The sequence below is a fragment of the Caulobacter ginsengisoli genome (genome assembly GCF_030814835.1).
Classification (GTDB): domain Bacteria; phylum Pseudomonadota; class Alphaproteobacteria; order Caulobacterales; family Caulobacteraceae; genus Caulobacter; species Caulobacter ginsengisoli.
Genome location: NZ_JAUSVS010000005.1, coordinates 97,617 through 109,885 on the forward strand (window position 1 = coordinate 97,617; position 12,269 = coordinate 109,885).

Consider the following 12,269-nt stretch of genomic DNA (forward strand, 5'->3'; position numbering starts at 1 on the left):
TCAGCGCGGGGAGGCTAGGCCAGTTCCGCGCCCGTCAGCCGGCGATAAAGCTCCAGATACCGCGCCGAGGTCGCCGCCACGACCTCGGCCGGCAGGGGCGGGGGCGGGGCTTCGCCGTTCCAGCGGCCGGCGGCCCGCTCGGCTTCCAGGTAATCGCGCAGCGGCTGCTTGTCGAAGCTGGGCGGGACCTCGCCGACCGACCAGCCGTCGGCGGGCCAGAAGCGGGAGCTGTCGGGGGTCATCACCTCGTCGATCAGCAGCACCTTGCCCGAGGCGTCGCGGCCGAACTCGAACTTGGTGTCGGCGATGGTGAGGCCCCGCTCGGCCGCCGCCGCCTGGCCGGCGGCGTAGATGGTCCGGCTCAGCCGCTCCAGCTCGGCGGCCAGGTCCGCGCCGATCCGCTGCGCCATCCGGGCCGGGGAGATGTTCTCGTCATGGCCGGTCTCGGCCTTGGTGGCAGGGCTGAACACCGCCGGCGCCAGCTTCTGGCTCTGTTTGAGGCCGGGTGGCAGCGGCTCGCCCGCCAGGGTCCCGGCCTGGCGGTATTCCTTCCAGGCCGAGCCGGAGAGATAGCCGCGCACCACGCATTCGATGGGGATCACCTCGACCCGCCGGCACAGCATGGCCCGGCCGACCAGGGCGCCGCGATGGTCGGCCAGGTGGGGGACGGCGGCGACGATCTCGTCCACGTCAGCGCTGATCATGTGATGATCGACCACCCCGTCCAGCCGCCGGAACCACCAGGCGGAGAGCTGGGTCAGCACCGCGCCCTTGCGGGGCACGGGCTCGGCCATGACCACGTCGAAGGCGCTGACCCGGTCGCTGGCCACCAGCAGCAGCCGATCCTCGCCGACTGCGTAAACTTCCCGCACCTTGCCCCGCGCCAGCAGCGGCAGGGGCAGATCGCTCTGGACCAGCAGTTCCACGTCCGACATCTCCCTACTGACCGACCAGGGTGAACACCGCCGCCTCGCCCGTCACCGCCGAGCCGCATACCCAGACCTCGAACTCACCGGGCTCGGCGACCGGGACAAGGTCTTCGCCGATGAACTCCAGTTCTCGCCGGGCCAGGACGAAGCTGACCACCCGGCTCTCGCCGGGCTTGAGCCGGACCTTCTGGAAGCCCTTCAGTTCGCGCACCGGCCGGGTCAGGCTGGCGACCTTGTCGTGGATGTAGAGCTGCACGACCTCCTCGGCCTCGCGCTTGCCGGCGTTGGTGACCTTGGCGCTGACCCGGATCGTCCCGTCCCAGGCCAGGGTCGGTTCGCTCACCGCCGGCTTGTCATAGCGGATGTCGCCATAGGTCAGGCCGTGGCCGAAGGCGAACAGGGCGGTATTGGCCGTCTCGCGGTAGCGGGCCTTGTATTCCGACGGCTTGCCGATGACCTCCGGCCGGCCGGTGCCGCGGTGGCTGTAGTAGAAGGGTTCCTGGCCGCTCTCGAATGGGAAGCTGACCGGCAGGCGCCCGCTGGGGCCGGCGGCGCCGAACAGGATGTCGGCCACGGCGTTGCCGGTCTCGGTCCCCAGGAACCAGGTCGCCAGGATGGCCCGGGCATTGCGGGCCGCGCCGCTGAGCGCCAGGGCCCGGCCGCTGCGCAGCATCACCACCATGGGTTTCCCGGTCGCCGCCATGGCCTCGACCAGGGCCTGCTGGTCGGGGGGCAGGACGATGGCGGTGCGGGACTGGGCCTCGCCGGACATGGCATTGCCCTCGCCGACGGCCAGCAGGATCACCTCGGCGGCGCGGGCGGCGGCCAGGGCCTGGTCGAGGCCGCCGGCGATGGGCGACTCGATATCGCAGCCCTTCACGACGGTCAGCTCGCCGGGATTGGTGAGTTGGCTGCCGATGCCTGCCGCCAGACTGACTCCCAGCCGCCGGTCGGCGAAGGGCGCCCAGGGGCCGTTGAGGTTGGCCACATCGTCGGCGAAGGGCCCGACCAGGGCGATGCGGGTCGTGCGGGCCAGCGGCAGCAGGTTGCCGTCGTTCTTCAGCAGCACGATGGATTTGCGGCCGGCCTCGCGACTCAGGGCCCGGGCGGTCGGGGTCAGGGAGCGGGTCGCCTCCTTCTCGGCGTCCAACGAGCGGAACGGGTCGTCGAAGAGGCCCAGCGCCTTCTTGACGAAAAGAACGCGGCGCACCGACTCATCCACCGCGCTCATCGGCACGGAGCCGTCGGCGACCAGGCCCGGCAGGTGCTTGATGTAGAGGCCGCTGGCCATGCTCATATCGACCCCGGCCAGCAGGGCCAGGCGCGCGGCGTCGCGGTCGTCCCTGGCGTAGCCGTGGGCGACCAGTTCCAGGTCCGACTCGTAGTCGCTGACCACGAAGCCCTTGAACCCCCACTGCCGGCGCAGCACGTCGGTCAGCAGGCGGCGGCTGGCGCTGGCCGGCACGCCGTTGATGTCGTTGAAGCCGCTCATGGTCGACAGGGCGCCGGCCAGGAACGCTTGTCTGAAAGGCGGCAGATAGACCTCGTAGAGGGTCTGGTCCGACAGCTCGACGCTGTTGTAGTCCATGCCGGCCCCGACCGCCCCGTAGGCGGCCATGTGTTTGGGACAGGCCAGCAGGCTGTCTGGATCGCGCAGGTCCCTGCCCTGGAAGCCCCGGACCCGCGCCTCGGCGAAGAGGCGGCCCAGCAGCACGTCCTCGCCCGCCCCCTCGGCGGCCCGGCCCCAGCGCTGGTCGCGGGCGATGTCGACCATCGGGGCGAAGGTCCAGTGCAGGCCGAACGCCGTCGCCTCGAGGGCCGCGGCCCGGGCGGTGCGCTGGGCCAGGTCCGGCTCGAAGCTGGCCGCTTCGCCCAGGCCAATGGGGAAGACGGTGTGGAAGCCATGGATGACGTCGGCGCCGAAGATGAGCGGGATCTTCAGCCGCGATTCCTCGGTGGCCACCTTCTGCAGCCGCCGGCCGGCCGCCACGCCCGCCCCGTTGAACAGCCCGCCCAGCCGCCCGGCCCGAATCTCGGCCTCGGCCTTCTGGCCGTTGGTCTCGCGGTAGTCGGGATTGACCCTGGCGAAGGTCTCGGGGAGCCGCAGCAGGTCGCCCATCAGGGTCAGCTGGCCGGCCTTCTCCTCGACCGTCATCTGGCCGATCAGGCCCTCGATCATCGAATCGCTATCCGCCATCGCCCGGCCTCCCCAGGCCAGCATGGCCAGCATCATCGCCCCGCCCATCATCTCACGTCGGGTGGCGGCGGGCATGTGGGACTCCAAAGGGACAGGGACGGAACTTGCCGTGTGGGTCTGCGACCCGCAAGACCGCTCGCCTCGCTTGACCCGTCGTCGTGATAATGGCACGCACATTGCCAATAGATCGCGACCTGAAAGGCCCGGCATGGACGTCCTGCGCACACCCGATGACCGCTTCGAGAACCTGCTCGACTGGCCGTATGCGCCCCACTACCTGACCATCACCGACGCCGACGGCACGGACCTGCGGATCCACTATGTCGACGAAGGCCCCCGCGACGGGGCGGTCGTGCTGCTGATGCATGGCGAGCCCAGCTGGGCCTATCTCTACCGCCACATCATCAGGTCGCTGGTCGCCGACGGCCGGCGGGTGATCGCCCCGGACCTCATCGGCTTTGGCCGCTCCGACAAGCCGGCCAGCCGCACCGACTATACCTACGAGCGCCATGTCGCCTGGATGAGCGACTGGCTGCTGCAGCTGGGCCTCACCGACATCACCCTGTTCTGCCAGGACTGGGGCGGGCTGATCGGCCTCAGACTGGTCGCCGCCTTCCCCGAGCGCTTCGCCGCGGTGGTCGCCGGCAATACCGGCCTGCCGACGGGGGCGGGCCTGACCGACGGCTTCAAGGCCTGGCTGGAATTCAGCCAGTCGGTCCCGCAGATGCCCATCGGCATGCTGCTGAACGGCGGTTCGGGCCGCGACTTGCTCCCCGAAGAAATCGCCGCCTACGACGCCCCCTTCCCGGACGAGACCTACAAGGAGGGCGCGCGGCAGTTCCCGACCCTGGTGCCGATCACCCCCGAGCACGGCTCGGTGGCCGAGAACCTGGCCGCCTGGAAGGTGCTGGAGACCTTCAACAAGCCCTTCGTCACCGCCTTCAGCGACGGCGACCCGGTCAGCAAGGGCGGCGAGCGGATCTTCCAGGAGCGCATCCCCGGCGCCCGGGGCCAGAGCCATGTCACCCTGTCGGGGGGCCACTTCCTGCAGGAAGACAGCCCTGTGGCCATCGCTGCGCTCATCGACAACCTGCTCTAGGGATTTTCGCACATGAAGGTCGTCAACCACGTCTTCCCGCCCCAGGACCAGGCCATGGCCTTCTTCGGCGCGGCCGAGGACGGCCCGTTCGTCATGGTCAACCTGCTGCGCTTCAAGGACCGCGCCGAGTACGAGGACGGCGACCGGGGCCTCACCGGGCGCGAAGCCTATCGGATCTACGGTGACGCGGTGTCGAAGCTGGTCGAGGGTCTGGGCGGCAGGATCTGGTTCAGCGGCGACGTCACCGGGCTCCTTCTGGGCGAGGTCGAGGACCTCTGGGACATGGTGGCGATGGCGGAGTATCCGTCGCTGGCGGCGTTCCGGGGCATGGCCATGTCGGCTGAGATGCACGCCATCGAGCACCACCGCATGGCGGGGCTGGCGGGGCAGTTGAACATCAAGACCAAGCCGAGGGAGTAGGGACTAGGGATTAGGGATTGGCGCGCTAACCCCTGGTCCCTCGCCCCTAACCCCTACTCGTCGAACCCCACGAACACCACCGCCTCGTCCACCGACTTGCGCCGCGACACCACCGCATTGGCCGGGAAGCTGTCCTCGGGCCAGCCCATGGCCACGCAGATCATGATCACCTGGTCCCCGGGGATGCCGGCATGCTCGCGCACCACCGGCGACTGCATGATGCCCTGGCTGTTGATCACGCAGCCCAGGCCGCGCGACCAGGCGGCGTTGACCAGGGCGTTGGTCACCGCCCCGCAGTCGAACGGGCCGATGTCGCCGCCATGGATCGAGCGGTCAAAGGTCACCACGATGGAGACCGGGGCGTCGAACTGGCGAAAGCCGCGCATCACCCAGTCCAGACGCTTTTCCTTGTTGTCGCGCTCGATGCCCATGGCCCCGAACAGCTGCTTGGCGATCTCGATCTGCCGCTCGCGGTGAACGCCGGCGTATTCGCCATGGCTGCGGAACTCGCGGGAGTGAGGCACCCCGGCCAGGTTGCGCTCGGTGTTGCCGGCCCGGATGCGGTCCAGCACCTCGCCGGCCACGACATAGAAGTTCCAGGGCTGGGTGTTCAGCGACGAGGGCGCCCGCATGGCCAGCTCGACGACCTCGCGGATCAGCGCCTTGGGCACGGGGTCGGGTTTGTAGCCCCGGATGCTGCGGCGGCCGAGGACGACGTCGTCGAAGGTGGGGGCGGTCATGGCGGGGTCTCGCAGTCAGGGGCGCAGAACGCTCTAACGTCCTGTCGCGGCGTCAGCCAACCCCACCACCGTCATTCCAGGCCTTGTGCCTGGAATCCCGCCGTCCGCCGCACGTGAGAGTGGCCGTGGAGCGTCACCGGCCCAGCGTCACCACCGCCTTTGCAGCGAGCGGAAGGCGGGATCCTGGGCACAGGGCCCAGGATGACGTGAGAGGGGTGGAGCGGACGGCGCTCAAATCCCGATCAGTTGTTCCAATAGATATACTCATCGCCCGGCTTGTCCGGCACGCCCAGCGGGTGGTCGATGGGGATCGGGCCCTGCAGCAGCGAGGGCCAGCTGGACTTGGCCATCTGGGCGTCCTGGCGCTTCAGCTCGGCCATCAGCTCGGCGACCTTGGCGGGATTGGCGGCGGCCAGGTTGACCTTCTCGGTGGGGTCTTTGCTGAGGTCGAACAGCCAGACCTTGTTGGGGTCGGGCAGGACCTGCAGCTTCCAGTCGCCGACCCGGATCATCTTGTAGGCCCCCGAGCGCCAGAACAGCGCCTGGTGCGGCCGGTCCTTGCTGAGGCCGGTCAGGTAGGGGATCAGGTTGACCCCGTCGATGACCCGGTCGGCCGGGACCTTGGCCCCGGCGGCGCCGGCGGCGGTGGCGAAGATGTCGACATGGCCGGCCGGATAGGCATAGCGCTCGCCCGCCTTCAGCACCGCCGGCCAGCGCAGGAAGAAGGGCACATGCACGCCGCCCTCGAAGAAGCTGGCCTTCCAGCCGCGATAGGGCCGGTTGATGTCGGGCAGGCCGATATAGTTGGCCCCGCCGTTGTCGCTGGTGAAGATCACCAGGGTGTTGTCGTCCAGGCCCTGGGCCTTCAGCTCGGCCATCACCCGGCCGATGTTGCGGTCCAGGTTGCGGATCATGGCCGCATAGACCCGCAGGCGGTGGTCCTTGATCTGGGGCAGGGCGTCGTAGTCGGCTTTGGTCGCCTGCAGCGGCGTGTGGATGCCGTTATAGGCCAGGTACATGAAGAACGGCCGGTTCCGGTTGGCGCCGATGGCCTTGATCGCCTCATTGGTCAGGTAGTCGGTCATGTAGGCGTTGGGCTTGAAGCGCGGCCCGCCGTTGTACTGGACCATGTAGGGCAGGTTGGCCCACAGGAACTTGTCGATCGGGTCGAAGTCCTGCTTGGAGTTCTCCACGTTCGGGTCGTTCTCGGGCAGGTACATCGAGGCGCCGGCGATGAAGCCCAGGCTCTCGTCGAAGCCCTGGTCCTCGGGCCGCGTGCCCTTCTTGCCGCCCAGGTGCCACTTGCCGAAATGCAGGGTGTGATAGCCCTGGGCCTTGAGCATCTCGGCGATGGTCACTTCGTTCGAGGGCACGGCCTCGTCATCGACGTTCTTGGGGTTGTCCTTGACCAGTTCGCGGTTGAAGCGCGGCGGGTGGGTCGAGCCGGGGGTCTTGAAGGTGCCGACCAGCCGCGAGAAGCCGACCGGGGTGGGGGTGAACTCGAAGCCGAACCGCTGCGGATAGCGGCCGGTCATGATCGCCGCGCGCGAGGGGGCGCAGGTGGCGTTGCCGGCGTAGCCGTTCTCCAGATTCACGCCCTGGCGGCCGATGGCGTCGATGTTGGGGGTCGGGACCGCGCCATTGGCCACGCCGCCGCCGTTGAAGGTGATGTCGTTGAAGCCCATGTCGTCGACCAGGATGAAGACGATGTTGGGCGGCCGCTTGCCGGGGGGCTGGGCGGCCGTCGCCGGGCCCTGCTGCCAGGTCACCGGCATGTTCTCGGCGATGTGGGGCTGGGTCCATTTGCCGACCTTCAGGACAATCCAGGCCCGGTTGAGATAGGCCACGCCGGCCAGCACCACCAATGTGGCGAGCACAATCCCCGCCCCCCGCAGGATTTTCATGGCCGCATCCTCCCTGTCGACGGCGGCGACAATATATTGACATTCATCGTGCCGCTAGATGTCATGCGGCATGCGGTTCATTCCCGTCATCGTGCTCGCCCTCATGGGGCTGATCAATCTGGGGCGCGGCGCCATCCACGCCTTCGCGCCCGACGGCGGCGCCCATTCCATCGCCGGGCTCGAGGCGACGCCGACCGTGCTGTCGCTGTTCGCGACCCTGGGCCTGAGCCAGATGGCCAAGGGCGTGTTCGAGTTGGCCGTGGCGGCCCGCTGGCGCAGCCTTGTGCCGCTGTTCCTGGCCATGCAGGCGGTCGACACGGCCCTGGCCATGGCCAACCTCTACCTCTGGCGGCCGCTGCCGGTCACGGTTCCGGGCCAGCCGTTCAACCTGGCCCTGCTGGTCGTGCAGCTTATCGCCCTGGCCATCGCCCTGCGGCGGCCGGCGAAGTAGGGCTTCTCCTGACACGCGCGCCCGGCTGACTTGCGGCCCGACATGTGGTTTCCTCACCGATCACTGATCGACCAAAGTCCGTGGGGGATTTGAATGCAGATTATCGCCGCCATCGTGGCCGCCGGCCTGGCCATCAGCGCTTCCATCGCGCCCGCCCCGGAGGGGACCGTCAAGCATCCGGACGCCAAGACCAAGCCCAGCTCGAGCTCCTCTTCGGGCTCGTCGTCCGGCTCGTCCGGCGGCGGGCCGGGCTCGACCGGCGACGTCCGGCTCAATGACGACGTCTCCAAGAAGAACGCCGACGTCGACAAGCGCAACGCCGAGGCGGCGGCCGACTACGCCCGCAAGCAGGCCGAGTACAACAAGCAGCAGGAGGCCTACCAGCAGGCCCAGCGCGACTACCAGACGCGCCTGGCCCAACAGAAGGCCGCCGCCCAGAAATACGAAGCCGACAAGGCCGCCTGGGCCGCCAAGGTCGCCGCCTGCAAGGCCGGCGATGTCAGCCAGTGCGGAAGCTAGCGTGAGGACCGGGGCCGGCCTGATCGCCGCACTGGCCCTCACCGGGCTGGTCGCGGCCGGTCCGGCGCTGGCCCAGACCCGCGGCAGCCAGACCCAGCCCAAACCGACGACGGCCGCCCCGCCCCCCAGCCAGCCCAGTTCGACCCCGACCCGCACGGCGCCGACCACCATGCCGGTCGATCCGGGCAGCCTCAGCGGCATGCCGGCCGGCTCGCCGGCCCGGACCGGGCCCGACTATGGCCCTGGCGGGACGACCACCACCCGGCCCCGCCGCAGCACGGCTCCCCCGCCGGAGGCCCCGCCCGCCGACGACATTCCCTATGTCGATCCCCCCGCCGCGCCGGGCTACGAATCGGCGACCGACGCCCCCATGAAGACCGCCGGCGGCCGTGCGCCGCCAACCGCGCCGTCCAGTCCGGCGACGCCGGCTGCGCCGTCCAGCGCGGCCGCCTCGGCTTCAGCGCCCGACGGCGACGCCACCGTCTCCGAAGTCATCATCACGAACACGCCGCAACCGCCAAGCCCGCCGGAACCGGCGCCGGCGCCGCCAACCCCGCCCTCGGACAACCAGACCCTGTGGATCGCCCTGGTCGGCCTGGCCGTCATGCTGGCCGCCGCCGCTCTGGGGCTGAAGCACCTGCTGACCCCACGCCTCAGCTTCCGGGTCCGGATGGACAACGGCGTGCAGTCGGCGCCCAGCCGCAAGGACGCCCTCGCATGAGCGTCGCCCCCATCACCCTGCGGTCGTTCTTCCCGGACGGACGGACCAAGGACGTCTTCAAGCCGGTCATCGCGGCGGCCGGGGAGGCCGCCAAGGACCATCTGCCCAAGGCCGGCAAGTCGGCCTTCATCGCGGTGATGGGTTCGGCCCTGGACCAGATGCTGTCCCTGCCGCTGGCCGGCGTGCTGGCCAGCCCCTGGACCACCATCGCCGAGGTCACGGTCGCGCTGAAGGAGACGGCGCACGATCCGGAATCGACCGCCCTGGTCAGCCTGTTCAACCACGGCCTGACCTCCGCCCACCGGCCCAAGATCGACCTCATCTATGGCGGCAAGGCGCTGATGGCCATGGAGATGGGCCTGGACCTGACCATGGACCTCATCGGCGTCGCCCTGGAGGTCAAGGGCGGTAGGCTGCATGGGGTCAAGGCGGGGCACTGCCAGGGCATCGGCCTCTTTACGGCCTTCAACACCCCGCTGCTCAAGCACGATGGCCGCACCCTGCCCCTGGCTGGACGGGTCCGCTTCAAGTAGCTTTGCGCCATGCGGGCGCCTCTGTTGATTGCTGTTTTGTGCCTGGGCCTGGCCGCCGGCCCCGTCCTGGCCCAGACGCGCCAGACTCCGCCGCCCCCCGAGTCTTCGAGCGGCGTCGACGCCGGCCAGATCGCCGGCAGCCTGTTGCAGCTGGCGCTGAAGAAGGCCGAGGAGAAGCGCAAGCGCGACGCGGCGCGCAAGGCCGCCGCTGAAAAGGCGGCCGCCGACAAGGCTGCGGCTGACAAGGCCGCCGCCGACGCCCAGCCCGCTGCGGCGCCGGCGCCCAAGCCGGCCGATCAGGCCACGGCCCGCCCGCCCAACGTCACCGCCACGCCGGCGGTCAAGGCCGCTCGCGCCGCCAACGCCAAGGCCGCCGCGCGCAAGGCCGCCGCGCGTAAGCCCAGGCCATCCGTCCGCCCATCGGAGCCAAAACCGCCGCCGCCCGTGCCGCCCCCGGCCGCCGTTGCGCCAAAGCCGCCGCCGCCCACACTCCCTCCGCCGGCCCCACCAACCGCCGTCCTGCCGCCGCCGCCGGCGCCGCCACCCCAGGGCCTTCCACCCGCCGGCTGGTTTGGGCTGGGCCTGCTGGCCCTCGCCCTCGCCGCGGCGGCGACCGCCCTGGCTCGCCGCCTGCTGTTCGTCCCGCCCACGCCGGGCGCTGTGGCGTTTCCCGATCCCGGCGAGCAATCCGTCCCGGCCTTTGCCCGCGCCGGCCCGGCCGTCACCCTCCTGGTGGGGCATGGCGCCGCCGAGCCGCTTATCGACTACCCGGAGACCGCCGGATGACCGCCACGCTCAAGACCTTCTTCTGCCCCGACCCGGCCGCGCCCCTGGCCGGCCAGGCCGGGTTCGAGGCGGTGTTCGAGCAGGCCAGCCAGGTCAGCGGCCTGCCCAAGGCCGCCGCGCCGGGCCTGGCCAGCGCCTTCGCCACGGCGCTGGAGGACGTCTTCGCCCTGCCGCTGGGCCCGCTGCTGGAAGCGGCCTGGGGCAAGCTGGCCGCGCTGGAGGACGCCCGAACCTCGACCCTGGCCGACCCGAGCCTTTCGGCCCTGGCGCCGCTGCTCGACCATAAGATCACCTCGACCCATCGGCCGCATGTCGACCTGCGCTATGGCGGCAAGACCCTGGGCAAGGTCGAACTGGTCCTGGACCTGGCGCTTCAGCTCAAGGGAATCGAACTGGAGTTCCGGCGGGGCCGGGTGTCGGCCCTGCGCGGCGGGACCTGCCAGGGCAGCGGGACCCTGAGCCTGGGCGGCAAGACGCTGTTCAAGCGCCAGTCCAAGCCGTTTCCCCTGACCGGCCAGGTCAGTTTCGGCGAAGCGGCCAGCGCCCCCTAGGCCCGTTCTGCACCAGAAAGCCGGAGAGGGTGCGGTCGGCATGCCGGGCCCGCCAGCTCAGCATGTCCTGGGCCAGGGCCAGCACCGCCGCCGGATCGGTCAGCGGGGTGCGCCAGGTCGGGTCGGCGGCCAGGTCGAAGGCCAGCCAGCTTCCATCGGCGAAATGCACATAGGCGGCGGTCTCGGTGCGCAGGACCGCGAGGTTCATCTGCTCCAGCCGGGGATCGTCCGGATCGGCCCGGCCGATCAGCGGGAAGCGCCAGTCGAACTCCCAGTGGGCGGCCTCGCGCCAGGTCTCCGCGGTTCCGGTCAGCCAGGGGGTCAGGGCCTGGCCGTCGGCCCAGGCCTCGACGCCCATGACCTGCGCCAGGGTCGGCAGCACGTCGACATTCTCGGTGAAGGCCTCGACGACCTGGCCGTGGCGGCCGGGATGGCGCGGGTCGCGGACCAGGCCCAGGACGTGATGGCTCTCCTCGAACCAGCCGGCCTTCTGGATCAGGCCGTGGTCGCCCAGCTGCTCGCCATGGTCGGCGGTGACCAGGATGAAGGTGTCGTCCCACTGGCCCGCCGCCTCCAGCGCCGCCCAGACCCGGCCGAGCTGCGCATCGACCTCGCTGATCATGCCGTAGTATTGCGCCCGCATCGTCGCCGGATCGGCCGGGAGCTTCAGGGCCCGGTTGCTGAGCAGCAGGTCGTGCAGCGGGTGGCGCTGGTCGGCCGGGGCGATGGCCTCGCCGACATCGGCCGGATCGTACAGGGTCGCGTAGCAGCCGGCGGCGTTGTAGGGCGGGTGCGGCCGCAGGTGGCTGAGATGGGCGAACCAGGGCCCGGTCTGCGCCCCCATCCAGTCCAGCAGCCGGTCGGTCAGGAAGGCGGCCATGCTGTGCTCGGCCGGCCGGTCGGATTCCCCGATCAGAACCTCCATCGGATCATCGCCGACGACGTGACCCAGCTCGCGCAGCCAGGCCAGCCAGGCGTTGGGCTTGTCCATCGGCAGGTGGCAGGTGGGCGCGAACCCCGGCAGCACGCCTTCATAGCTCTGCAGGCGCGGATCGTCCGGGCCGGTGGTCTCGCGCGGATCGACCGCCTGGTCGGTGTAGCCGAACAGGGTGGGCTCATAGCCGGCCCGCCGCGCCGCCCAGGCGATGTTGTCCAGCCGCGCATCCAGCGGCGCGCCATTGGCCACCACCCGGTGGTTCATCTGGTAGAGGCCCGTATAGAGACTGGCCCGGCCCGGCCCACAGGGGGTGGACTGACTATAGTGGCGGGCCAGCCTGACCCCCTCCCGCGCCAGCCGGTCCAGATGGGGCGTCCTGACCAGCGGATGGCCCGCGCATCCCAGGCAGTCGGCGCGGAACTGGTCGAGGGTGATCAGCAGGATGTTCATGCCGCCTATGGTCAAGCGGCGCGCCGATGCTA

At 70.2% G+C, this 12,269-nt stretch carries 13 protein-coding genes; 8 read left to right on the forward strand and 5 right to left on the reverse strand.

Features of this window, described 5'->3' with window-relative positions:
• Window positions 1-14 precede the first annotated feature (14 nt).
• Both QO010_RS13675 and QO010_RS13680 read right to left on the reverse strand, forming a co-directional pair.
• Window positions 15-935, reverse strand: a complete 921-nt coding sequence (locus tag QO010_RS13675) for a phosphoribosylaminoimidazolesuccinocarboxamide synthase (protein WP_307349983.1) — start codon at window positions 933-935, stop codon at window positions 15-17.
• 4 nt (window positions 936-939) lie between these two features.
• Window positions 940-3,201 carry a glycoside hydrolase family 3 N-terminal domain-containing protein gene (locus tag QO010_RS13680; RefSeq protein WP_307349985.1) on the reverse strand — a complete coding sequence of 754 codons (2,262 nt, stop codon included), beginning with the start codon at window positions 3,199-3,201 and terminating at the stop codon, window positions 940-942.
• A gap of 133 nt (window positions 3,202-3,334) precedes the next feature.
• Here QO010_RS13680 and QO010_RS13685 point away from each other — a divergent pair, with 133 nt between their 5' ends.
• A complete protein-coding gene (locus tag QO010_RS13685) occupies window positions 3,335-4,225 on the forward strand; it encodes a haloalkane dehalogenase (protein WP_307349987.1) in 891 nt (296 codons plus the stop codon).
• 12 nt (window positions 4,226-4,237) lie between these two features.
• Window positions 4,238-4,645, forward strand: a complete 408-nt coding sequence (locus QO010_RS13690; RefSeq protein ID WP_307349989.1) for a DUF1330 domain-containing protein — start codon at window positions 4,238-4,240, stop codon at window positions 4,643-4,645.
• Window positions 4,646-4,698: 53 nt separating this feature from the next.
• On the opposite strand, the gene QO010_RS13695 is transcribed toward QO010_RS13690, so the two are convergent.
• Together QO010_RS13695 and QO010_RS13700 are read right to left on the reverse strand one after the other, a co-directional pair.
• The gene (locus tag QO010_RS13695) at window positions 4,699-5,385 is read right to left on the reverse strand and encodes a nitroreductase (RefSeq protein ID WP_307349990.1); all 687 of its coding nucleotides are present in this window, start codon (window positions 5,383-5,385) and stop codon (window positions 4,699-4,701) included.
• Window positions 5,386-5,627: 242 nt separating this feature from the next.
• On the reverse strand, window positions 5,628-7,289 hold the full coding sequence (locus QO010_RS13700; protein ID WP_307349992.1) for a sulfatase-like hydrolase/transferase: 1,662 nt from the start codon (window positions 7,287-7,289) through the stop codon (window positions 5,628-5,630).
• 70 nt (window positions 7,290-7,359) lie between these two features.
• Here QO010_RS13700 and QO010_RS13705 point away from each other — a divergent pair, with 70 nt between their 5' ends.
• From QO010_RS13705 to QO010_RS13730, 6 genes are all read left to right on the forward strand, one after another.
• Window positions 7,360-7,740, forward strand: coding sequence for a hypothetical protein (locus QO010_RS13705; RefSeq protein ID WP_307349994.1), 381 nt, complete (start codon window positions 7,360-7,362; stop codon window positions 7,738-7,740).
• Window positions 7,741-7,833: 93 nt separating this feature from the next.
• The gene (locus QO010_RS13710; RefSeq protein ID WP_307349996.1) at window positions 7,834-8,259 is read left to right on the forward strand and encodes a hypothetical protein; all 426 of its coding nucleotides are present in this window, start codon (window positions 7,834-7,836) and stop codon (window positions 8,257-8,259) included.
• A 1-nt stretch (window position 8,260) separates the two neighbouring features.
• Entirely contained in the window at window positions 8,261-8,980 is a 720-nt protein-coding gene (locus tag QO010_RS13715; RefSeq protein WP_307349998.1) for a hypothetical protein, read from the forward strand.
• Window positions 8,977-9,513, forward strand: coding sequence for a hypothetical protein (locus tag QO010_RS13720; protein WP_307350000.1), 537 nt, complete (start codon window positions 8,977-8,979; stop codon window positions 9,511-9,513). Before QO010_RS13715 ends, QO010_RS13720 begins: the two co-directional genes overlap by 4 nt.
• Before the next feature lie 24 nt (window positions 9,514-9,537).
• Window positions 9,538-10,299, forward strand: coding sequence for a hypothetical protein (locus QO010_RS13725; RefSeq protein WP_307350002.1), 762 nt, complete (start codon window positions 9,538-9,540; stop codon window positions 10,297-10,299).
• Entirely contained in the window at window positions 10,296-10,850 is a 555-nt protein-coding gene (locus tag QO010_RS13730; RefSeq protein WP_307350003.1) for a hypothetical protein, read from the forward strand. The genes QO010_RS13725 and QO010_RS13730 overlap by 4 nt, the downstream gene beginning before the upstream one ends.
• Here the strand turns inward: QO010_RS13730 and QO010_RS13735 are convergent.
• Window positions 10,819-12,237 (reverse strand): sulfatase-like hydrolase/transferase, encoded by a 1,419-nt coding sequence (locus QO010_RS13735; protein WP_307350005.1) that lies wholly within the window; start codon window positions 12,235-12,237, stop codon window positions 10,819-10,821. The two genes, QO010_RS13730 and QO010_RS13735, sit on opposite strands and share 32 nt — an antisense overlap.
• Window positions 12,238-12,269: the final 32 nt, after the last annotated feature.